This is a genomic window from Rhodococcus sp. NPDC055024 (genome assembly GCF_053608585.1).
Genome location: NZ_JBSGVT010000026.1, coordinates 13,163 through 34,774, shown reverse-complemented (window position 1 = coordinate 34,774; position 21,612 = coordinate 13,163). Strand labels below are relative to the sequence as shown.

Here is a 21,612-nt window from a genome sequence, read left to right as displayed (position 1 = left end):
CCACACCGGCCACGATTCAGTCTCGAGTGAACCCTCGGCTCAAGTCGTCGATCCGCGAGCGATAGCGCTCGACCGCAGCGAGTTTGATGCCCTCGTATCCGCGGACCATATCGGGTAGTTCAGCTATTTCGACTGCAAGGTGGAGGTTTTCAGTTGTCAGTTCGTTCAACAGATTCCGGATAAGTGCCTGATACTCGACGATCAGCTCACGCTCGACTCTTCGCACGTGAGCCAACCCGAAGAGGTCGGCGCGTGTACCTCTGATGCGTCGCAACCCGGCAAGAGCTCGAAATGCCGGTGTGAACCACGGCCCTAGCACAATCTTCTTCTTCATACCCATTGCGCGCAGCGCAGGCGGATGTAGGCGATACGAAACCTTTGCATCCGGACCGAATTGAGCAGCAATGGTGTGCCGGACCTCGGGATCGAGGGACAGTCTCGCGACTTCGTACTCGTCCTTGTACGCCATCAGCTTGTACAGATTGCGGGCAACGGACCGCGTCAACTCGTCCGAACCTGCGACGCGGCGTGCCTCGATCTCACGCGCTTGTTCGACGAACTCGGTGTACTTCGTCGCGTAGGAAACGCTTTGGTAGGCAATCAACTCGGTTACCCGGATCGACATCAACCTTTCGAGTTCCGAGCCTCGTGTCGCTGCCACAGTTCGTGCAAGTGCCACGGATCGCTTGTCGGCAGGTGTCTGTCGTCTCGATGTACCCGCTGCTGCGCGAAGGGTGTTCTCGAAACTCAAAGGGTCTGCAATGAACAAGCGGCCGTAGCGAAAGGCGCGCACGTTCGATTCGACCTTAACGCCGTTGAGAGCTATTGCCTCCTCGATGAATTCGGAAGACACCGGCAGTGCTCCGATTTGGTAAGCAACGCCGGTCAGGAGGAGGTTTGCGAACTGGTCCTCTCCCAAAAGTCTCACGGCAAGATCACGCGCGTCCACGAGCCTGTGCTGTGCGACCTCGCGAGAAATCCTCTCCGATACCTTCGCCACATCAGGGAAGTCCACCGATGTGTCGATCACCATCTGACCGGTGGGAACCTCGGAGGTCGAGACCACCGCAGTGGTGCGTGAAGCATCCGTGGCCGTGAGATACCTCGTATCGGCTGCGACGAGCAGATCGCAACCGAGGTACAGATCGCACTCGGCGTTACTAGCTTTGCTGCCCTGATCGAGTGGGTCGAGCGTGAACTTGACGTCGGAGACAACGGCACCACCTTTCTGCGCCAGACCAGTCTGATCGAGGGTGCGTACGTGCCTGCCGGCAAGTGTGGCTGCCGTGCTGATGATTTGGGACAGCGTGACCACACCGGAGCCTCCCACGCCGGTGATCCGGACGGTGTACGACGAAGGGAGTTCGTATTCAGGCTCGGGTAGATCGGGGGTGTCGAGCGGCTGGGAGGATGGACGGACTGCTAGCTTCGAACCTGGCTCAACGGACAGGAACGATGGGCAGTCGCCGTCTAGGCATGAGTAGTCCTTGTTGCACGACGACTGATCGATCCGCGTCTTGCGCCCGAATTCCGTTCCGACAGGTTGAACGGAGAGGCAATTGGACTTCCGTCCGCAGTCACCGCAGCCTTCGCAAACACGCTCGTTGATCACGATGCGCTCCACCGGTTCGGCAACCAGGCCACGCTTACGTTTGCGTCGCAGTTCGGTCGCGCATTCCTGATCGTGAATCAGAACTGTAACTCCCGAGATTTTCGCGAGTTCTTCCTGAGCTTTTATCAACCGGTCTCGATGCCAGAGTTCAACGTTCCGAGGTAGTTTTTCCTTGCGGTAGCGCTTGGTGTCATCGGTGGTGACGATGATGCGCCGAACACCCTCGGCGGTCAGTGCGGCACAGATCGCGTGAACCGACATGACCCCGCCGGGTTGCTGTCCGCCGGTCATGGCGACGGCCGAGTTGTAGAGGATCTTGTAAGTGATATTCGTGCCGGCCGCTATGGAGGCGCGAATGGCGAGACTGCCGGAGTGGTGAAAGGTGCCGTCGCCAAGGTTTTGGATGAGATGCTTCCGGGACAGAAAGGGAGCCATGCCGATCCACTGTGCCCCCTCGCCGCCCATCTGGGTCATACCTATGACTGATCCCACCTGCACCGGATCCATGAGGGATACCATTCCGTGGCAACCGATTCCGGCACCAACTGTCACACCCTCCGGCGTTTTCGTCGATACGTTGTGGGGACATCCCGAGCAGAAGTACGGCGTCCGGGCGAGTAGTGGGAGTTCTATGCGGGTGCTCGACTGGCGAGAATCCAGTAGCCAACGATCGACAGTCGGGAACGAGCCGAAAGAAATCAGCCGACCAGCCAGACGGGTGGTGATGGAGTCGGGGTCGAGTTCGCCGTCGAGCGGAAAGAACGGTCGGCCGTTCGGCAACCTTTTGCCGACGACGGTGGGCGGGTTCTCGGTGCCGTACAGCAGGTCCTTCACCGCGGTTTCGATGATCGGCCGCTTTTCCTCCACAACGATGATGTGGCTCAGCCCATCCGAGAACTTTCCGATCACCGTTGGTTCGAGAGGGAAGATCATTCCGAGATGAAGGAGACGAACGCCACGCCGTGCCAACTCGTCGTCGTCGAGGCCCAGTGTTCGTAGTGCTTGGCGTAGATCAAGAAACGTCTTGCCCGGTGCGATGATGCCGACCGTGTCGCTCGGCGTGCTGTGAGTGATGCGATTGATTTCGTTGTCTGCGGCATAGCGGCGAGCGATCTCCAATCGTGCTCCGTCACGGCTTTTCTCGAGCCTTCCGAGGGTTGGTTGAAGAATCTGCGCGGTTACTTCGTGACGGTACGGGGCGCCGTCGACCACACGATCCGGAATGACGGGCCGAACGCGCTGCGTGTCGATGTCCACGGTGCCCGAGCCGTCGGCAACGTTGGTGGCGATCTTCAGTGCAACCCACAGTCCGCATGCCCTCGACATCGCGATTCCGTGGATCCCGAAATCGAGTGCCTCTTGAGGGTCCGAAGGGTAGAGCGTCGGGATTCCCAAGTCGGCCAGCAGTAACTCGGATGCGCCTGGAACAGTTGACGACTTTGCCGCGGGATCGTCTCCGACCAGCGCGAGCGCTCCGCCTTCGGGATGTGTTCCCATCATGTTGTTGTGGCGGAACGCATCCGAAGCGCGGTCGAGGCCAGGGGACTTGCCGTACCAGATGCCGATGATTCCCTCGACACGCTTGTCCGGTTGCATCCCGGCGAGTTGGGTGCCCTGCACCGCGGTGGCCGCCAGTTCTTCGTTGACGCCAGGCCGGAAGACTATGTCGAACTCGTCCAGAAGTGTTCGATTGCGCTCGAGCTCCATGTCGTAGCCCGCAAGTGGGGAACCTTCGTATCCGGAGATGAAAGCAGCTGTGTCGCGCCCGGCCTGACGGTCGATTCTGCGTAGGTCGATGGGGAGTCTCGCAAGTGCCTGGATTCCGGTGAGATGCAGACGTCCAGGATCCTCACGGTAGCGGTCGGTGATGCTCAGGACCGAGGGGGTATCGGTCATGCCGTTGTCGCCGGTCTCGTAGGGGCTCCTGCTACGGCGCGCGCGAGTCCCACTGTCAACGGAACGTCGGATTCGTCGCTGCGCCAGGCGATATGACCGTCCGGACGGATGAGTATCGCCGAATCGTCGTCCAGGCCAAGTGTGGCGAGTGCCAGAGTATCGGCATGTGCATCGCTACCGAACACGACTGACGAGTGTGGGACTGCGGTGCTGGATCGGTTCAACTCCTCCACCCACTTTGTGCCCGCAGGACCCGCGATCAGGGTGAAGCCCACCTCTAGGAGATCGTGCGACGATATTTGGGATCCTTCGCGTTGGACCCACGCATGAGGGAGCCGGGCGCCTACCCGATTCGATTGCACGTGAGACTCGGCGACCGGAGCATCATACGTACTGTCGTAGGCGTAGCCGAGTTCTTGCGCCAGACAATCGAAGTGCGCGCGCTGCAGCGGAATGGAAGCGCCGAGCTTGATGCGGGCCTGCGAAGCCACCGACGGGTCGTGGCTCTCGAGTTGACAAGCCACATCAGCGCTTCCCGGGCCGATTCCGCTCTGCGCCATGGAAATCGCGTTGCGGACACTGTGCGCTGTATTGGATTCGGCGACGGGCCGGCGGTCTGATTCGTACGTGTCGAGAAGAGCGTCAGAAGCCCATCCCTGCACGACTGCCGCGAGCTTCCATCCGAGATTGTCTGCATCGGCTAGACCGGTGTTCATGCCGAGCCCGCCGGTAGGTGGGAACTGGTGCGCTGCATCGCCTGCCAGCAGTACCCGATCCTTTCGATAGTTTGTCGCCGTTCGCGCCGACATAGTCCACGTCCCCACCGAGCAGACCTCGACATCGACGCTGTGGTCTCCGATTGCGTCGCGAATCAACGTGCGGCAGTGCTCGGGCGTGAACTGTTCGATCGACTCGGTAGCGGGATCGAAATTCCTGTTGAAAGTCCAGCGGTTGCGCCCGTCCATTCCGATGAAAACGCCGGGCGAGAGGGAATTGATCGCCCAGACGAGAAGCGCGGGTGAGTGATCGGTCCACGGTGACAGGTCTGCATGGAAGTAGATGTTGAGCTGATGGCCGAGATCGGGCTGTCCGTTCATTCCTATCCCGAGCGAGTCGCGGAACTTGCCCGTGGCACCATCTGCCACGACGACGAACTGGGCGGTGAGAGTGTCGGTGCCGTCCTGCGACCGGGTCGTGAGATGTACCTGTCGTTTCAGGTTGTCGATTGCCGTGACAGTGGTGCCGTATCGGACCTCGGTGAGCCCTGTCGCACGGACGGCCTCGAGCAGATGTTTTTGTACGCGGTCCTGCGCGCAGGAGGTGATTGCCACCGGAGAAGAATTCAGGCGAGCAAGAATCTGGTCTTCCGGAACTTCCAGCATGCTCACGCGGCCAAATTCTTCGCCGGAGAGGGTGCACTTCCACAAGATATTCATCATCCACATGGGATCCACTGCGTCCCGCAGCACCGCGTCGGCAATGCCCCAGGTCCTGAACAACTCCATCGAACGGGTGTTGACCACGTGGGCGCGAGGGTGCGGATTGATTCCGGAGTACTGCTCGAACACGATGCTCCGGACACCGTGGCGGGCAAGGACCAAGGCCGTCGCCAGGCCGACGGGTCCTCCGCCGATGATGACGACCGGAGAGGAGTCGGGCCCGGTCATGATTGCTTGACCAGCTCGGCGAACGGCTCCCCGTTGTCGAAACGTCGACCGAGTTCGTCCGGATCGAACTCTGTACCAATCGGATTGGCCTCGAAGGCGCCCGAGCGGAAGAAATCGTCGAGTTCGGCTTCCGTGGCGAAGTTGTCGATCTGCAGTTCGACGTGGTTGCCGTCGGGATCTTCGAAGTACATCGACGTAGTCGGACCGTGGTTAATGCACCAGAAGGGTCGAACATCGTCCGCGGCAAGCCGGCGATACGTGCCGATCAGATCTCCGAGTGTGGCGTAGGTGAACGCAACATGATGCAGACCGCTGTGATGCGGTTCCGGCTTGTCGGTCGCGCCACTGGCGATGAATGCGACTCGATGATGCTCCTCGTCGTACGTGATGAAGGTAAGGAAGTCATTTCCGAACGTGACACTGCCTTCGAGTACATGGGTGTACCACTCCGTCATCTGCGTGAGTTGACCTGTTTTGAAGACGATGTGGGCGAGCTTGTCGGGTGAAGCCATGACAAAACCTCCTCGTATGGGGCATCTCTCTTGAATGCCATATAAGAGAAGGTACGTGTTCTTGATTGGAAGTCAAGAGAATGTGAAGATTTGCCTCGAAAGTCAGAGGACTTTCGTCTTTGCCGCTGCGACAAGAGCTTCCGTCAGCAAGTCGACCAGGTCGCTGGTCGGTCGGTCGAGTCGTCTGGAGCTGATGAGCAGTCCCTCGAAGAGGACATGGGCAGTGTCGGCGATCAGTGAGGTGTCGGCGCCGGCGGGAAGTTGGTTGCCGATGATCGCAAGCAGGTGTTCGTCGAGCCAGTTCTGCATCTCCGCGTACGCTTCGCCGACTGCACTGGATGACTCGATGCGCTCGTAAGCCTCCCGATGTAGGCCGCGGTAAGGCTGCATCGCAGCGAGGAGTGCCAGAAGCTCGCCGCGAGGGTTGCCGGCGATCTCCGGATCGGATTGGACTGCAAGACGTGCGTTCGTGAAGAGTTGTTCGAGCGCTGCTGCGAACAGATCATCCTTGGTAGGGAAGTACCAGTGCACGGCGGCGGGTGCAATCCCGGCCGCTCTGCCCACCGCTGCCACGCTCGTTCCCTTGAATCCGTTGGTGACGAACAGTTCTCGGGCACACTGCACGACCTCGGCCTGACGCTCGGCCTTGGGTATGTCTTGTCGATTCTTAGGCATGCCTTCGAGTCTATGGGTTAACGCCTGCTCTTGACTCTTGGTCATGAGATGCTCTTAACTATGAGTTAAGAGAAATTCACCACCTGTCAACGACGAGGAGCCATCATGCGATTGTTCAGTACCGACAACGGACTTGCTCGCGAAGACGAACCCGGGTGCCTCTCGGTGCTCGATCTACCGTTCGAAGACGTCGGGGCGCTGCTTCGTGGACCGGGCATCGAAGCAGCGCATGCTGCTTCGGTTCTGCGGCGGGTGGACTTCCTTGAAGTGAAGGTGCTTGCGCCAGTGCTCCGTCCGGGCAAAGTGCTGATCGTCGGACTCAACTACTCCTCGCATGGGGACGAAGCGTTGGACATGCTCGCTTCGTTGGGTAAAACCGCCAGCAATCTCCCTACCGAACCCAATTTTCAAGTCACCGCGGGCTCTGCGGTGACTGCCGCGCAGTCACCTATCGTGCTGCCGAGGATTGCCCCGGCACAGGTGGACTACGAGGGGGAATTGGCTGTCGTCATCGGCAGCGTTGCGAAGGACGTGTCGATCGAGAATGCGTGGTCACACGTCGCCGGCCTGAGCGTGGTGAACGATGTGTCGGCGCGAGACATCCAGAAGCGAGCCATGGCAGGCGATCCCGTTGCATCGATCGGCGTCGCCAAGAGCTTCGACAGCTTTGCGCCCTTCGGCCCCTGCCTTGTCACGGCCGATGAATTCGGACCCGCAGTGGACTTGCGTATTACAACCCGAGTGAATGGTGAACTACGCCAAAATGACCGGACAAGTAATCTCATCCACGACATCCCGTCATTGATCGCGTATCTGTCGGCATTTCAGACGCTCGAACCCGGCGACGTCATCTGCACCGGGACGCCCGCCGGTGCCGGAATCTTCAGCGGACGGTTCCTCTCGCCGGGTGACGTCGTTGAAGTTGAGATCGAGGGTATCGGGATGCTGCGTAATCCTGTGGTAGCGGCACGATGAGTGCTCCCGATGAGTTGGCGGGTCTCGAAGCTGTCGCATTGTCGGATCGGGATCTGCCGGCGAGTACTTACGAGTTGATCGAACGATCCGCCAAACGCCACCCAGACAAGATTGCCCTGCACCTGCTGCCTGGTGGAACGGGCTGGCGAGAGCCGAATTCCTGGTCGTACTCGCAGTTGCTCAGTCGGGTGAACAAGACCGCGAATCTCTTTGCCGCGTTGGAGGTTCCGTCGGGGGCAGTGGTGGCCCTGATGTTGCCCAACTCCGGATCCGCGTACGCCGCACTGTGGGGTGCGCAAGCGCTCGGAATCGTGAACCCGGTCAACCCTATGCTCGCGCGCGAGCATCTGATCGACATCTTCACACTGACAGAGGCCGAGATCTTGTTGGCCCCTGCCCCTTGCGTTGATCTGTTGCTCTGGCAGAAGGCGCTCGACATCGCTGCCGCTGTACCGACTGTGCGGATGGTGCTCGCTGTCGGAGGTCCGCCCCAGTCCGCGGCTGAGACTGCGACCGGCGACTTCGATCTGTTGTGTGCCGAGCAATCAGGTTCGAACCTGGAGTTCGAAGAACGTCGGACACTCGACGACGTGGCGGCGTATTTCCACACCGGGGGAACGACGGGTGTCCCCAAAGTCGCCGCTCACACGCACCTGAACGAAGTCTCGTTGGCATGGTCGCTCGCGCAGCGCACAGAGTTCGTCGATGCTGTTGTTCTGAGCGGGCTTCCGTTGTTTCATGTCAACGCTGTCCACGTCACCGGTTTGGCTCCGCTGTCCGGAGGCGGCACGATCGTGGCTCTCGGTCCACTCGGCTATCGAGACAGGATGGCGGTCGAAGATTTCTGGCGGATCGTCGAGTATTTCGAAGTGTCATTGTTTTCCGGCGTTCCCACGGTTTTCTCGTCCCTACCCGAGGTTCCGGCCGGAGTCGACATCTCCTCGCTGAGATGCGGAATTGTCGGCGCAGCACCCTTGCCTGCGCGAGTGCGTGTTGATTTCGAGTCGAAGACCGGTGTCCCGATGATCGAGGGCTACGGACTGACCGAAGCCACGTGCGCGAGTGTGCTGGAACCGTTGAGTGGTCGGGTTCCCGGCACCACCGGTCTCCGCTTGCCGTACCAGCACGTCAAGGCTGTGGACGTGGATGCAGGAGGTGCGCCGATTCGTGACTGCCCGGCCGGCGAGGAAGGCATCCTCGCGATCAAGGGGCCGTGCGTCTTTCCTGGATACTTGAGACGCCATTCGCAGGGCGCCAGACTGGATTCCTCGGGATCGGTTTTCGACGGCTGGCTCGTGACCGGCGATCGAGGATCTGTCGACGGACAAGGATTCGTGAGCCTCGGTGGGCGGGCGAAAGATCTCATCATCCGGGGCGGGCACAATATCGACCCGCGAACCGTTGAGGAGGTCCTCCTGCAGCATCCGGACGTCGACGCGGCGGCGGTGGTGGGACGACCCCACGCACATTCCGGAGAGGTCCCGGTCGCCTACGTCGTGCTGAGAGGTGACGCCCCACATGACACCGACTCCCTGCTCACCTGGGCCCGAGGCCGCGCGCCTGAACCGGCGGCAGCTCCGGTCTTCATTCATGAAATCGACGAGCTTCCACTCACTGCCGTCGGAAAGGTGTTCAAGGTTCCGCTGATTCGTGATGCAACAAGGCGGGTGGTCGACGCAGAGTTGGTCGAACTCGGCCTTCGCGGCCGGACGGTCATCGATGGAAAGCGCGTGGCGGTGCACCTCGCCGAGGACACGGCGGACGATCGTGCGGATCAGCTGCGAGACCGTCTACTGCGCTATCACTTCGAATCTGTGGTGAGTAGCGGAACTCGATCGGCTACTGGTGAACCGGCATGATTCGACCTTGCGGCTTGGCGAACAAACGTCTGAATTCCAAGCGCTCCTGCTCGAAGTTGTACAGACGGTAGACGGGCCACGCCAGTGCGTGGCGCATCGAGTCGCCCCAGATTGTCAGTTTGAGGCGCCAATTCATGATGTTGTGAAGGTGCAGAACCGATTCGGATGCCTGGTTGTACTTCAGGTACTCCAAGGGAGGGGTTTCGCCGCGTCGGCCGGACGTTTCTGCTCGCATGTCCGCGATCTGCCCGATTGTCATCCCCTCCTCCCGAAGGCACAGCGAAAGGTCGATATCTTCGTGGATGTCCGGCCGGTCACTGACTTGCTCGCGGACGGACAGCCATGCGCTCTTTCTGATCGCCATGTTCGCTCCGGCGACAGCGAGTACTTGACGTTCGCAATCGAACTTTCCCTGCTTCACCTGCCGGTCCAGTGCGTAGCGGTGGATTCGAGCAAACGGCGATTCGAAGAGGTAGGTGAGTCCGGCAACCGCTGAATGAGCGGTGCTGCGTTGGAAGAAACCCTTGACCGCATCTGCCCATCCCGGTTGTACCCGTGTGTCCGCGTCGATACGACCGATGATGTTGCCGGTCGAGGCGTCGAAGCCCGCGTTCCGGGCGTGTACCACGCCTTGGCGGGCTTCGAAGACATATCTGACTCTGTCGTACTTCTGGGCGAACTCTTGGATGATCGATGCAGTGCCGTCCGTCGAGTTATTGTCGACGATCAGAATCTCATCGATTTCCGACTGGGTCAGTAGACGCTCGATGCAGCCGGAAACCGCGTTCTCTTCGTTGAATACCGGAACAACCACCGAAAGTCGATTAGTGGACAAGTGTTCAATATCCTGCATGGATGCGGTCACTGTATTCCTTTGCTGGGCAATTGGGTCCAGTCCTTCGCAAAGGTTACGATAGCAATAGGTGACCATTCGGACAATTTGAACTGATGGCCATATGATCAATCCCGCAACAGCTTATTGTGGGAAACTATCAGCATAAGTGCAGCTAGCACGGCATAAATGCATGCAGATAAGGCTTTCGGAACTGATTGATTTTTACCCACCCGAGTCTATTCGTCGGTTGAACACCGGACTTTAGTCCTTTTAATTCCCGCAAATATAATGCTGCCCGTTCGCTGAATTGTGAATCGCCACTGCGGCAACCGCCTGGCAATATCTAGATGTCGCAAGTCGCTTTTCAGTGAAGTGGAGTCGGTGCAGCGCAAGTGCCATATTTGTAGATTCAACGGACCCTTGACGGCAAGGTTGCCGCCATCTGCAAATTTTTGCTTTTGTAGCTGTCGGTCTGGATTTTCCAGTGAAGTCGGCCCCCGCGACTCTTCAGCACCGATTTCCGATGTGCAAACCGCAGCCGGCACCCACCTACCGTGTCAGGATTCCTTCGGTTTCGGGTGCCGTAACAGTTTTCCCAGTGAGCGGATCGACTTCCTCGAGCGGCGGAACGTCTTCGCCGTCGAGCACGCGGCGCATGCGCTCCTTGTCGAGCTGCCCCTCCCAATTGGCGACCACGAAGGTTGCGACACAGTTCCCGAGCAGGTTCACCGACACCCGCATCGAGTCCATGATTCGATCGGCGCCCAGTAGGAGGGCGACTGCGGCTACCGGAATTGCGCCGTGACCGATTGCGGCCACGGTGGCGGACAGCGCCAGGAACGAAGATCCCGGTACCCCGGCCATTCCCTTGGATGTGAGCATCAGTACCAGGACGGCAGTGATCTGTTCACCGAGTGTCATGTCCACGCCGAGTGCCTGAGCCAGAAACAGCATGCAGATCGACAGGTACAGTGTGGCGCCGTCGAGATTGAACGAGTAGCCGGTAGGCACCACCAATCCTGTTGTCGTGCGCGAGCATCCGGCGTTGGTGAGCTTGACCATGATTCGGGGCAGAACTACTTCGGTCGACGCCGTTCCCAACGCGAGGAAGAGTTCGTCCTTGATGTACTTGACGAACTTCCACAGATTCACGCCCGCGAAGTACCTGACTATCGCCGCCAGGATGAGGATGAACAGGACGGCCGCGAGATAGCATGCAGCGATCAGCTTTCCGTAACTTCCGAGCGAAGCGATCCCGTACTGGCCGACGATGTACGCCATCGCGCCCAAAGCGCCCAACGGCGCCAGTCTCATGATCCAGCCGATGATCGTGAAGAACAGATGGCTCAGACGATCGACGAGTTCGAACACGATTGGTGGTCCACTCTCACCTGCCTTGGCCAAGGCGAGCCCGAACAGTACGGCGAAGAAGAGGACTTGGAGGAGTGCGTTCTCGGCGAAGGCCGAAACTATCGACACCGGAATGATGTTGAGCAGGAATTCCACGGTGTGGGGAAGTTCGCCACTTCCGGTCTTGGCGGCCACGGCGTCCGCACCGTTCGCCAGCGTCTCCGGATCGATGTTGAATCCCGCACCCGGCTTCATCAGATTTCCGATGAGCAGCCCGAACAACAGGGCGAAGGTGGTCACGACCTCGAAGTAGATGAGTGCTTTGACGCCGATACGCCCCACGGCCTTCAGATCCCCGACGTGAGCAATGCCGATCACGACGGTGCAGAAGATGATCGGCGCGATCAGCATTTTGATCAGCTTGATGAAGCCGTCGGCGAGGGGCTTGAGATTCGCGCCGAATTCCGGCCACAACCAGCCGATGAGAACGCCGATGACGATAGCGGCGATCAATTGCACGAACAGTGATCGGTACCAGGGCGGCTTGTTGGCGAGTCGCGCGAGCTCGCTGTTCGGCAGTTTTACGGAAGTGGGCATGGATGAGAACGCTAGGTCTGCTTGATTGCGAAAGAATAACTCGCGAATGTCCTGCGTGTAACACGTCCAGGTTGCATCTCGGACAACAATTCGGTCAACAAGCGACAGTTGTGTGTGACGGTGGTTATTGTTTCCCTGAGCGGTGATCTTCCGTCCGCGTGCATGCACGACGTGTGAGAGGGGCTGTCATGGGGCAAATTATCGGAACCATCATTTTCGGCGCAGTCATCGGAATCCTGGCTCGTCTCGTACTGCCAGGTAAGCAGCAGTACGGCATGATCGTGACCGTCGTGCTGGGTATCGCCGGAGCGCTTATCGGGTACTGGGTCTGGGGAGCGATCTCGGACAAGGGCGACACGGGTGGAATCGACTGGATCCGCTGGATCATCAGCATCGCCGCGGCGGCCGTGCTCTCGATCGGCTACAGCGCCGTCACTGGCAAGAAATAGCAAGCCAACGCAATTCGAGAAGTGCGCCCTCCCGAAGTTCGGGAGGGCGCACTTTTGGTTTGCCCTAGTTGTCCGACCCCAGTTGTGAGCGAACGGCACTCTCGTCGCCTCAGATGCGCCGAAAGGCGCGTTCGCTCAGGGGAGGGGCGCGCAAATTCAGAGCGCCCGTCGCTGAAGATGCAAGGCCTCGAGGAACTGTGCCGGCAGATCCTGCTCGAGGATTTCGTCGTCAGGATGCGGTAGCGCTTTGATCTTCGCGAACTCGTCGTTGAGGCGTTCCATCTTCACGTCCAGACGGTGTGCCGCGGCCGCAGCCTCGGTGAGTTCGTCGAGGAGTTCGACGGGAACCTCGCGGTTGTACTTGTAGTAGATCTTGTGTTCGAGGCTCGCCCAGAAATCCATCGCGATGGTGCGGATCTGGAGTTCGATCGGAACGTGCCGGACGCGGTCGCTCATGAAAACCGGCACCTCGACGATCAAGTGCAAGCTCTTGTAGCCGTTGGGTTTCGGATCGGCGATGTAGTCCTCGCGCTCGATCACCCGAAGGTCCGTCTGGCTGGTGAGCATCTCGGCTATGCGGTACGTGTCGGAAATGAAACTGCAGGTGATGAGTACTCCGGCGATGTCGAAGATGTTCTTCGAGATGTCGTCGATCGTGAGCGGGATGTTCAGTCGTTGAGCCTTGCGCAGGATGCTGTCCGGCGACTTGACCCGTGACGTCACGTGTTCGATGGGGCTGTACTGATTGATGTGCGTGAACTCGTCCTTGAGGATGTTCACTTTGGTCATCAGTTCGGAGATTCCGAATTGGTACAACATCATGAAGCGGGAGAACTCGGTCCGCAGCTCGGCGAAATCGGCCCTGCTGACCCCACTGCTGTCTTCCACGTTCGGCACCCTCATCTGTTAGCTGGTGTAACCAGTCTGCCACCGATTGTGCCGTGTCCGGTTTCAGTGGGTGCGCAGTGCGGCCAGTGTCATATCCCGCAGGACGCGACGTGCGCGTGCCGGCGAAGCTGGGTTGGCGCTGTGAGGGGTCGAGTTGATCAGACCGAAAGTTGCATGCGCTTTGATTCGTGCGTCCGCCTGATCGAGTTGGGGATCGAGTTGCTCGAGCACCCCGACCCACACCTCGACGTATTTGCGCTGCGTCTGGCGTACCTGTCGACGCGCGTCGGCCGGCAGGCTTTCGAGGTCGCGGTCCTGGATGCGGATCAGGTCTGGCTCGCCCAGTGCGAAGTCGAGGTGGAACTCCACCAATGCGTCGAGAGCAGCGCTCGGTGAGTCCGCTGCCTCCGCTGCCGCAGAACCGCCTTCGTGCAGGCGTGTGCTGATGCCGACGAGAAGTTCCACGAGGACGGCATCCTTGTTGGGGAAATGCCGGTACACGGCCGGGCCGCTGATACCGACGGCCGCGCCGAGGTCTTCGAGTCGCACACTCACGAATCCGCGTTCGGCGATCAACCGTGCGGCGGCGTCCAAGAGCTGACGTCGACGGTCGGCCTTCATCTGATCGCGTCGCGTCGGAGCTGCTACCTGCTCAGAGGTCATTCTCTCGATCTTTCTTCGCTTGTGTTCTGGACAACTCAGTTAATCATAGTTAATCTAGTTTCAGTTATCGAGCATTAACTCATGGCGAAGGCGGCGGGATGACTCCCAGTGGAATCACGCAAGGATCGGGCTACCGGTCCGATCACACCGTTCTGGTGGACGAACTGAAGAAGAAACTGGCGCAAGCAGCGCTGGGTGGCAACGAGCGCTCTCGCGAGCGCCACGTGAGCAGAGGGAAACTGCTGCCGCGAGATCGCGTCGACTCGCTGCTCGACCAGGGCAGTCCGTTCCTCGAGTTGTCCCCACTGGCGGCCAACGGCCTGTACGACGACGAATGCCCCGGCGCCGGCGTCATCACCGGTATCGGCCGTGTGTCGGGTCGTGAGTGCGTCATCGTTGCCAACGACGCGACGGTCAAGGGCGGCACCTACTACCCGATGACGGTGAAGAAGCATCTGCGCGCGCAGGAAGTTGCGCTGCAGAACAACCTTCCCTGCATTTACCTCGTCGACTCCGGCGGCGCCTTCCTGCCGCGCCAGGACGAGGTCTTCCCGGACCGTGAGCACTTCGGCCGGATCTTCTACAACCAGGCGACCATGAGCGCCAAGGGGATTCCCCAGATCGCCGCAGTTCTCGGTTCGTGCACCGCGGGCGGCGCCTACGTGCCCGCGATGAGCGACGAAGCAGTGATCGTCCGCAACCAGGGCACCATCTTCCTCGGCGGCCCGCCGCTCGTGAAGGCTGCTACCGGCGAGATCGTGACGGCCGAAGAACTCGGCGGCGGCGACCTGCACTCCAAGGTTTCCGGCGTCACCGACCACCTGGCCGAGGACGACCGCGACGCACTTCGGATCGTGCGCAACATCATTGCCACACTCGGCCCCCGCTCCGAGCGCCCGTGGGATGTCATCTCCACGGTTCCGCCCGTTGCCGACCAGAGCGAGCTCTACGACGTCGTTCCGACCGATCCCCGTACTCCGTACGACGTGCACGAGGTGATCACCAAGCTCGTTGACGGTGGCGCATTCCAGGAGTTCAAGGCTGAATATGGCAAGACGCTCGTCACCGGTTTCGCCCACATCGAGGGACATCCGGTCGGCATCATCGCCAACAACGGCGTTCTCTTCGGCGAATCCGCGATGAAGGGAGCACATTTCATCGAACTGTGCGACAAGCGCAGTGTGCCGCTGCTGTTCCTGCAGAACATCGCGGGCTTCATGGTGGGACGCGACTACGAGGCCGGTGGCATCGCCAAGCACGGCGCCAAGATGGTCACGGCAGTTGCGTGTGCCCGAGTTCCGAAGCTGACGGTTGTCATCGGCGGCTCTTACGGCGCCGGCAACTACTCCATGTGTGGACGCGCGTATTCGCCTCGCTTCCTGTGGATGTGGCCGAACGCGCGCATCTCGGTCATGGGCGGCGAGCAGGCCGCGTCGGTGCTCTCGACCGTTCGTAGTGACCAGCTCGACAGCGCGGGTAATCCGTGGTCGGCCGAGGACGAAGAGTCCTTCAAGGCGCCGATCCGCGAGCAGTACGAGGCTCAGGGAAATCCGTACTACTCCACTGCGCGGCTGTGGGATGACGGTGTCATCGACCCCGCAGATACCAGAACTGTTCTCGGCCTGGCTCTCTCGGTGTGCGCGAACGCGCCGATCGAGCCGGTCTCCTACGGCGTCTTCCGGATGTGAGCGAAATGACTGAGTTGCGCACTATCGATACTGTTCTCGTGGCTAACCGCGGTGAGATCGCGGTTCGCGTGATCCGCACGCTGCGTGAGTTGGGAATTCGCAGCGTCGCCGTCTACAGCGACGCCGATGCGAATGCTCGCCACGTCCGCGAGGCGGACACTGCCGTCAACATCGGACCGGCCGCGGCGCGTGAAAGCTACCTCGTCATCGACAAGGTGATCGACGCTGCCAAGTCCACCGGTGCTCAGGGTATTCACCCCGGTTACGGCTTCCTGTCGGAGAACTCGGCGTTCTCGGCTGCTTGCGCGGCCGCCGGAATCGCCTTCCTCGGCCCCTCCGAGCGGGCCATCGAGGTGATGGGCGACAAGATCACCGCGAAGAATGCGGTTGCCGCGTTCGACGTGCCGGTGGTCCCGGGTATCGCTCGCCCGAATCTGACCGACGAAGAACTGATCGCAGCGGCCGAGGACATCGGCTACCCGGTGTTGGTCAAGCCTTCGGCGGGTGGCGGCGGCAAGGGAATGCGCCTGGTCGAGGACCCGGCCAATCTGGCCGAGGCTCTTCGCAGTGCCCGCCGTGAGGCCGCGTCGTCGTTCGGCGACGACACCCTGTTCCTCGAGCGATTCGTACTGCGGCCCCGGCACATCGAGGTCCAGGTTCTCGCCGACCAGCACGGCAACGTCGTTCACCTCGGTGAGCGCGAATGTAGCCTGCAGCGGCGTCACCAGAAGGTCATCGAAGAGGCTCCGTCGCCGCTGCTCGATCAGGTGACCCGTGACCGGATCGGCGCGGCAGCGTGCAACACCGCTCGAAGCGTCGATTACACAGGCGCCGGCACTGTCGAGTTCATCGTCTCCGCCGACAAGCCGGACGAGTTCTTCTTCATGGAGATGAACACCCGCCTGCAGGTCGAGCACCCCGTCACCGAAATGGTGACCGGGCTGGATCTGGTCGAATGGCAGGTTCGTGTGGCAGCAGGGGAGAAGTTGGCCTTCTCCCAGAGCGACATCACACTGACCGGGCACGCTATCGAAGCTCGTGTGTACGCGGAGGATCCGGGCCGTGGGTTCCTGCCGACCGGCGGCCGCGTCGTCGATCTGGTCGAGCCGTCAGGTTCCGGCGTGCGCGTCGATTCCGGACTGCTCGCGGGCACCGTCGTCGGCAGTGACTACGACCCGATGCTCAGCAAGGTCATCGCCCACGCTCCCGATCGTGCAGGCGCACTGCGCAAGCTCGATCGCGCACTCGGTGACACCGCAGTGCTCGGAGTCGTGACCAACATCGAATTCGCACGATTCCTCCTCGCCGATCCGGATGTGATCGCGGGCAACCTCGACACCGGTCTCCTCGATCGTCGCGTCGAAGACTTCGTTGCGGCCGACGCGTCCGACGAGGTTCTCATTGCTGCCGCGGCCTATCGCTGGCTCTCGCGGTGGACAACTTCGGAATCCGTTGATCCCTGGGACGTCCCGAGCGGATGGCGCGTCGGAATCCCCGCTCCGACCAGCATCAGGCTCTCCGCCGGCACCCGAACGGCGCACGTTGCGATCGTCGGCGTTCCGGCCGAGGCGAAGGTCGAGGTCGAAGGCTCACAGCCGCGAGCATTCAGCGCGACCCTGACGGGATCCGAACTGGCGGTAGTGATCGACGGACGCCGACGCACGTTTGTCGTCGCCGAGACCGACGGTGGTTTGTGGCTGGCAGGCGGCGGAACCTGGCACGTGCGCGAGGTCGCCGAGGTCAGCGTTCGCGGTGAGGACAAGCACGCCGGCGACGCCGAAATCGCCAGCCCCATGCCCGGTGCCGTCATCGCAGTCAACGTCGAGAACGGCGCAGCAGTGAGCGCGGGACAACCACTCGTCGTGGTCGAGGCCATGAAGATGGAGCACTCCTTGACGTCCCCGATCGACGGGATCGTGGAAGTGCTTGTCCGTCAGGGCGATCAGGTGATGGTGGATCAGGTTCTGGCCCGCGTGGTACCTGCCCAAGACGAAGAGACTGCAGAAGTAAAGACCGAGAACACGACGCAGAAGGAAGACGCCTGATGTCCGATTACCTTGCCACCGGAGCGCTTCCGGACGAATACCAGCAGCTCGCCAAGACCGTCGCCGACTTTGCCAAGACCGCCGTGGCACCGGTTGCTGCCGAGCACGACGCCAACCACACCTTCCCGTACGAGGTAGTTGCCGGGATGGCGGACATGGGACTGTTCGGCCTGCCCTTCCCCGAGGAGTACGGCGGAATGGGTGGCGACTACTTCGCACTCTGCCTGGCGCTCGAAGAGCTGGGCAAGGTCGACCAGAGCGTCGCGATCACTCTCGAAGCCGGTGTGTCCCTTGGTGCCATGCCGATCTACCGTTTCGGTAACGAGGCACAGAAGCAAGAGTGGCTTCCGCAGCTCACCAGCGGTAAGTCCTTGGCTGCCTTCGGCCTGACCGAACCCGGTGCGGGTAGTGACGCCGGCGGAACCAAGACCACCGCGAAGTTCGACAGCGGTGAGTGGATCATCAACGGCAACAAGCAGTTCATCACCAACTCGGGCACCGACATCACCAAGCTGGTGACGGTCACCGCGGTCACGGGTGTCAAGGACGGCGGGAAGAAGGAGATCTCGACGATCCTCGTGCCGACCACGACGCCCGGCTTCACGGCCGAACCGGCATACAACAAGGTCGGCTGGAACGCGTCCGACACCCATCCCCTTACATTCGCCGATGTTCGTGTCCCCGAAGAAAATCTGCTCGGTGAGCGCGGCCGCGGCTACGCAAACTTCCTGCGCATCCTCGATGAAGGCCGCATCGCCATTTCCGCGTTGAGCGTCGGTGCCGCCCAGGGCTGCGTCGACGAGTCGATCAAGTACGCGAAGGAGCGCGAGGCGTTCGGTCGCCCCATCGGACACAACCAGGCCATCGCTTTCAAGATCGCGCGTATGGAGGCTCGTGCACACGTCGCACGTACCGCGTACTACGACGCGGCCGCACTCATGTTGTCGGGCAAGCCGTTCAAGAAGCAGGCATCCATCGCCAAGCTCATCTCCTCCGAAGCTGCCATGGACAACGCTCGCGACGCCACCCAGATCCACGGCGGATACGGCTTCATGAACGAGTACGCCGTCGCGCGTCACTACCGTGACAGCAAGATCCTCGAAATCGGAGAGGGAACCACCGAGGTGCAGTTGATGCTCATCGCTCGTGAGGCAGGGTTGTGACGAACCCCAAGAAGATCACTCAGCGCGGACTCTGGTTCGAGGAGTTCGAGGTCGGCGCGATCTACGAGCACCGGCCAGGTCGAACGGTGACCGAGGCTGACAACGTCCTGTTCACGACTCTGACGATGAACACGCAGGCGCTGCATCTTGATGCGGCGTACAGCGAGGACACTCAATTCGGTGTGCGGCTCGTCAATTCGATGTTCACCCTCTCGACAATCGTTGGCCTCTCGGTCGCGCAGTTGACGCAGGGCACCATCGTCGCCAATCTCGGTTTCTCCGAGATCAGCTTCCCGAAGCCGCTCTTTCACGGCGACACCCTGTACGCCGAGACGCTCATCGCGGACAAGCGTGAGTCGAAGAGCCGTCCGGGCGAAGGCATCGTGACGCTCGTGCACACCGGACGCAACCAGCACGGTGACGTCGTGGCACTCGCCACGCGCAAGACCTTGGTGCAGCTCCGCCCGGCCGAGGTGTCCTCATGACGTGGACGCCGCCGGGGCCGGCGTGGCTGTTCTGCCCGGCGGATCGACCCGAGCGTTACGCGAAGGCCGCCGCTGTCGCCGACGTCGTGATCCTCGATCTCGAAGACGGTGTGGCTCCGGCCGACAAGGAAGCTGCGCGTGCGGCCCTGATCGACACGCCTCTCGATCCGGAGCGGACGGTCGTGCGCGTCAATCCGGTCGGTACACCTGATCACGAACTCGATCTGATCGCGCTGGACGGCACACACTATTCGCGTCTCATGCTGTCCAAGTGTGAATCGGCCGAGGACGTCCTCTCGCTCGCACCGGCGGACGTGGTTGCGCTCGTCGAGTCCCCGCGAGGAGCCCTCGCCGTGGCCGACATCGCGCTTGCTGCGAACGCCATCGGTGTCATGTGGGGTGCCGAGGATCTTGTGGCAGGTCTCGGCGGTAATTCGAGCAGGCACCCGAACGGTTCGTACCGCGACGTTGCCAAGCACGTTCGCTCTACGTCCCTCCTCGCTGCGAAGAGCTACGGCCGGTTGGCTGTCGATTCCGTCTACCTCGACATCAAGGACCTCGTCGGCCTCGGCGTCGAGTCCGCTGACGCCGTCGCAGTCGGCTTCGACGTGAAGGTTGCGATCCACCCGAGTCAGGTCGAGGTCATTCGCGGAGCCTTCGCGCCTTCGGAAAAAGAGATCGACTGGGCCACACGAGTGCTTGCCGCGGTGTCTACTGAACGTGGTGTGTTCGCGTTCGAGGGCAAGATGGTCGACGCTCCCGTTCTCCGTCACGCCGAGAAGCTTCTTCACCGAGCCGGAGTCTTTCATCAGAAGGAGAACTAACGGATGAGCAAAGTCGTGAATACGGCAGCTGAGGCAGTTGCCGACATCGCGAGCGGATCCAGGCTCGCAGTGGGCGGCTTCGGGCTGTGCGGTATTCCCGACGCGCTGATCGCGGCGATCGCCGACGGCGATGCCACCGATCTCGAGGTGTTCTCCAACAACTGCGGTGTCGACGACTACGGTCTCGGCATCCTGCTCGGCGCGCACCGGATCGCCAGGGTGACGGCGTCGTACGTGGGGGAGAACAAGGAGTTCGCCCGCCAGTATCTCGCCGGTGAACTCGAGGTGGAGTTGACGCCGCAGGGGACCCTGGCCGAGCGGTTGCGAGCAGGCGGCACCGGCATTCCGGCGTTCTACACCCCTGCCGGGGTCGGCACACCGATCGCCGAGGGCGGCTTGCCGTGGCGATACAACCCCGACGGTTCGATTGCCGTGGCGTCTCCGCCGAAGGCGACGGCAGTGTTCGGTGGCCGCACGTATGTATTGGAAGAGGCGATCACCGCTGACTTCGCGCTCGTGCACGCGGACTACGGCGACACCGAAGGCAATCTCGTCTTCAACAAGACGGCGATGAACTTCAACCCGCTTGCCGCCATGGCGGGACGGATCACCATCGCACAGGTGGAGAACCTCGTCGAGCCGGGCGACATCGACCCCGCGCACGTGCACCTACCTGGAGTGTTCGTCGCGCGCGTCGTGCATACGGGCCCACAGGAGAAGCGGATCGAGAAGCGGACCGTCTCAGGAGGCACCAAGTGAGCAGCTCAGAGGAAACCCGTATCGGTTGGACTCGCCACGAGATGGCCGCTCGCGCTGCTGCCGAGATGCGGCCAGGGGAGTACGTCAACCTCGGTATCGGCCTGCCGACGCTGATCCCCAGTTACCTGCCGGAGTGCGTCAAGGTAGTTCTCCACAGTGAGAACGGCATCCTCGGCACCGGACCGTACCCCACCGACGATCAGGTCGATGCCGACCTCATCAACGCCGGTAAGGAAACCGTAACCGTCAACCCGGGTGCTGCTTACTTCGACTCCGCCCTCTCGTTCGGCATGATCCGCGGCGGTCACATCGACACCGCGGTGCTCGGCGGTATGCAGGTGTCGAAGACCGGCGACCTCGCCAATTGGATGGTGCCAGGCAGGATGGTGAAGGGCATGGGCGGAGCGATGGACCTCGTCCACGGAGCCCGACGTGTCATTGTGGTGATGGAGCACACCGATCGCGACGGTAACCCCAAGATCGTCGAGGCGTGCACCTTGCCGCTCACCGGTCAGGGCGTCGTCAACCGGATCATCACCGACCTCGCGGTGCTGGACGTCACCGCGGACGGGCTGGAGCTTGTAGAGCTGGCTCCAGGTGTCACCAGTGAACACCTGAAGAGTGTGACTGGTGTGGCCCTACCCGATTAGCCGACCAGAGGTAAGGGAGC

General features: G+C 61.1%; 18 protein-coding genes. 10 read left to right on the top strand and 8 right to left on the bottom strand.

Translation table 11 applies throughout. The features are described from left to right. Positions 1-16 precede the first annotated feature (16 nt). From ACWF6P_RS30865 to ACWF6P_RS30850, 4 genes are all read right to left on the bottom strand, one after another. Positions 17-3,508, bottom strand: coding sequence for an indolepyruvate ferredoxin oxidoreductase family protein (locus ACWF6P_RS30865; RefSeq protein WP_452623577.1), 3,492 nt, complete (start codon positions 3,506-3,508; stop codon positions 17-19). Next, the gene (locus ACWF6P_RS30860; protein ID WP_452623576.1) at positions 3,505-5,175 is read right to left on the bottom strand and encodes an FAD-dependent monooxygenase; all 1,671 of its coding nucleotides are present in this window, start codon (positions 5,173-5,175) and stop codon (positions 3,505-3,507) included. The genes ACWF6P_RS30865 and ACWF6P_RS30860 overlap by 4 nt, the downstream gene beginning before the upstream one ends. Beyond that, positions 5,172-5,687 (bottom strand): VOC family protein, encoded by a 516-nt coding sequence (locus ACWF6P_RS30855; RefSeq protein WP_452623575.1) that lies wholly within the window; start codon positions 5,685-5,687, stop codon positions 5,172-5,174. Before ACWF6P_RS30855 ends, ACWF6P_RS30860 begins: the two co-directional genes overlap by 4 nt. A 102-nt stretch (positions 5,688-5,789) precedes the next feature. Further along, the gene (locus ACWF6P_RS30850; RefSeq protein WP_452623574.1) at positions 5,790-6,362 is read right to left on the bottom strand and encodes a TetR/AcrR family transcriptional regulator; all 573 of its coding nucleotides are present in this window, start codon (positions 6,360-6,362) and stop codon (positions 5,790-5,792) included. Between the two features lie 105 nt (positions 6,363-6,467). Between ACWF6P_RS30850 and ACWF6P_RS30845 the strand changes: the two genes are divergently transcribed. Continuing rightward, positions 6,468-7,337: a fumarylacetoacetate hydrolase family protein gene (locus ACWF6P_RS30845; RefSeq protein ID WP_452623573.1), complete on the top strand. Its 870-nt coding sequence runs from the start codon at positions 6,468-6,470 to the stop codon at positions 7,335-7,337. Beyond that, positions 7,334-9,196, top strand: a complete 1,863-nt coding sequence (locus tag ACWF6P_RS30840; RefSeq protein ID WP_452623572.1) for an acyl-CoA synthetase — start codon at positions 7,334-7,336, stop codon at positions 9,194-9,196. The genes ACWF6P_RS30845 and ACWF6P_RS30840 overlap by 4 nt, the downstream gene beginning before the upstream one ends. Here the strand turns inward: ACWF6P_RS30840 and ACWF6P_RS30835 are convergent. Both ACWF6P_RS30835 and dctA read right to left on the bottom strand, forming a co-directional pair. Continuing rightward, positions 9,177-10,049: a glycosyltransferase gene (locus tag ACWF6P_RS30835; protein WP_452623571.1), complete on the bottom strand. Its 873-nt coding sequence runs from the start codon at positions 10,047-10,049 to the stop codon at positions 9,177-9,179. The genes ACWF6P_RS30840 and ACWF6P_RS30835 overlap by 20 nt on opposite strands. 531 nt (positions 10,050-10,580) lie before the next feature. Next, positions 10,581-11,978, bottom strand: coding sequence for a C4-dicarboxylate transporter DctA (gene dctA / locus ACWF6P_RS30830; RefSeq protein WP_452623570.1), 1,398 nt, complete (start codon positions 11,976-11,978; stop codon positions 10,581-10,583). Positions 11,979-12,166: 188 nt separating this feature from the next. Here dctA and ACWF6P_RS30825 point away from each other — a divergent pair, with 188 nt between their 5' ends. After that, on the top strand, positions 12,167-12,427 hold the full coding sequence (locus ACWF6P_RS30825) for a GlsB/YeaQ/YmgE family stress response membrane protein (RefSeq protein ID WP_003942027.1): 261 nt from the start codon (positions 12,167-12,169) through the stop codon (positions 12,425-12,427). A gap of 156 nt (positions 12,428-12,583) precedes the next feature. Here ACWF6P_RS30825 and ACWF6P_RS30820 read toward each other — a convergent pair whose 3' ends face one another. Both ACWF6P_RS30820 and ACWF6P_RS30815 read right to left on the bottom strand, forming a co-directional pair. After that, positions 12,584-13,330, bottom strand: coding sequence for a GTP pyrophosphokinase (locus ACWF6P_RS30820; protein ID WP_452623569.1), 747 nt, complete (start codon positions 13,328-13,330; stop codon positions 12,584-12,586). A gap of 48 nt (positions 13,331-13,378) precedes the next feature. Then, on the bottom strand, positions 13,379-13,978 hold the full coding sequence (locus ACWF6P_RS30815) for an SACE_7040 family transcriptional regulator (RefSeq protein WP_003941968.1): 600 nt from the start codon (positions 13,976-13,978) through the stop codon (positions 13,379-13,381). A gap of 98 nt (positions 13,979-14,076) precedes the next feature. Between ACWF6P_RS30815 and ACWF6P_RS30810 the strand changes: the two genes are divergently transcribed. From ACWF6P_RS30810 to ACWF6P_RS30780, 7 genes are read left to right on the top strand one after another with little or no spacing between them, the layout of a single operon-like run. After that, on the top strand, positions 14,077-15,666 hold the full coding sequence (locus tag ACWF6P_RS30810) for a carboxyl transferase domain-containing protein (RefSeq protein WP_042453308.1): 1,590 nt from the start codon (positions 14,077-14,079) through the stop codon (positions 15,664-15,666). Positions 15,667-15,671: 5 nt separating this feature from the next. Continuing rightward, positions 15,672-17,711: an acetyl-CoA carboxylase biotin carboxylase subunit gene (locus ACWF6P_RS30805; RefSeq protein ID WP_452623568.1), complete on the top strand. Its 2,040-nt coding sequence runs from the start codon at positions 15,672-15,674 to the stop codon at positions 17,709-17,711. Next, a complete protein-coding gene (locus ACWF6P_RS30800; RefSeq protein WP_452623567.1) occupies positions 17,711-18,874 on the top strand; it encodes an acyl-CoA dehydrogenase family protein in 1,164 nt (387 codons plus the stop codon). The genes ACWF6P_RS30805 and ACWF6P_RS30800 overlap by 1 nt, the downstream gene beginning before the upstream one ends. Further along, positions 18,871-19,359, top strand: coding sequence for a MaoC family dehydratase (locus tag ACWF6P_RS30795; protein ID WP_003942078.1), 489 nt, complete (start codon positions 18,871-18,873; stop codon positions 19,357-19,359). The genes ACWF6P_RS30800 and ACWF6P_RS30795 overlap by 4 nt, the downstream gene beginning before the upstream one ends. Next, on the top strand, positions 19,356-20,183 hold the full coding sequence (locus ACWF6P_RS30790; RefSeq protein WP_452623566.1) for an HpcH/HpaI aldolase/citrate lyase family protein: 828 nt from the start codon (positions 19,356-19,358) through the stop codon (positions 20,181-20,183). The genes ACWF6P_RS30795 and ACWF6P_RS30790 overlap by 4 nt, the downstream gene beginning before the upstream one ends. A gap of 3 nt (positions 20,184-20,186) precedes the next feature. Continuing rightward, entirely contained in the window at positions 20,187-20,942 is a 756-nt protein-coding gene (locus tag ACWF6P_RS30785; protein WP_007730192.1) for a CoA transferase subunit A, read from the top strand. 41 nt (positions 20,943-20,983) lie between these two features. Then, a complete protein-coding gene (locus ACWF6P_RS30780; protein WP_452623582.1) occupies positions 20,984-21,592 on the top strand; it encodes a 3-oxoacid CoA-transferase subunit B in 609 nt (202 codons plus the stop codon). Positions 21,593-21,612: the final 20 nt, after the last annotated feature.

Coding starts and splice junctions, on each gene's coding strand:
- ACWF6P_RS30865 (WP_452623577.1), bottom strand. CDS start 3,508: ATGACCGATACCCCCTCGGTCCTGAGCATCACCGACCGCTACCGTGAG.
- ACWF6P_RS30860 (WP_452623576.1), bottom strand. CDS start 5,175: ATGACCGGGCCCGACTCCTCTCCGGTCGTCATCATCGGCGGAGGACCC.
- ACWF6P_RS30855 (WP_452623575.1), bottom strand. CDS start 5,687: ATGGCTTCACCCGACAAGCTCGCCCACATCGTCTTCAAAACAGGTCAA.
- ACWF6P_RS30850 (WP_452623574.1), bottom strand. CDS start 6,362: ATGCCTAAGAATCGACAAGACATACCCAAGGCCGAGCGTCAGGCCGAG.
- ACWF6P_RS30845 (WP_452623573.1), top strand. CDS start 6,468: ATGCGATTGTTCAGTACCGACAACGGACTTGCTCGCGAAGACGAACCC.
- ACWF6P_RS30840 (WP_452623572.1), top strand. CDS start 7,334: ATGAGTGCTCCCGATGAGTTGGCGGGTCTCGAAGCTGTCGCATTGTCG.
- ACWF6P_RS30835 (WP_452623571.1), bottom strand. CDS start 10,049: ATGCAGGATATTGAACACTTGTCCACTAATCGACTTTCGGTGGTTGTT.
- dctA (WP_452623570.1), bottom strand. CDS start 11,978: ATGCCCACTTCCGTAAAACTGCCGAACAGCGAGCTCGCGCGACTCGCC.
- ACWF6P_RS30825 (WP_003942027.1), top strand. CDS start 12,167: ATGGGGCAAATTATCGGAACCATCATTTTCGGCGCAGTCATCGGAATC.
- ACWF6P_RS30820 (WP_452623569.1), bottom strand. CDS start 13,330: ATGAGGGTGCCGAACGTGGAAGACAGCAGTGGGGTCAGCAGGGCCGAT.
- ACWF6P_RS30815 (WP_003941968.1), bottom strand. CDS start 13,978: ATGACCTCTGAGCAGGTAGCAGCTCCGACGCGACGCGATCAGATGAAG.
- ACWF6P_RS30810 (WP_042453308.1), top strand. CDS start 14,077: ATGACTCCCAGTGGAATCACGCAAGGATCGGGCTACCGGTCCGATCAC.
- ACWF6P_RS30805 (WP_452623568.1), top strand. CDS start 15,672: ATGACTGAGTTGCGCACTATCGATACTGTTCTCGTGGCTAACCGCGGT.
- ACWF6P_RS30800 (WP_452623567.1), top strand. CDS start 17,711: ATGTCCGATTACCTTGCCACCGGAGCGCTTCCGGACGAATACCAGCAG.
- ACWF6P_RS30790 (WP_452623566.1), top strand. CDS start 19,356: ATGACGTGGACGCCGCCGGGGCCGGCGTGGCTGTTCTGCCCGGCGGAT.
- ACWF6P_RS30785 (WP_007730192.1), top strand. CDS start 20,187: ATGAGCAAAGTCGTGAATACGGCAGCTGAGGCAGTTGCCGACATCGCG.
- ACWF6P_RS30780 (WP_452623582.1), top strand. CDS start 20,984: ATGGCCGCTCGCGCTGCTGCCGAGATGCGGCCAGGGGAGTACGTCAAC.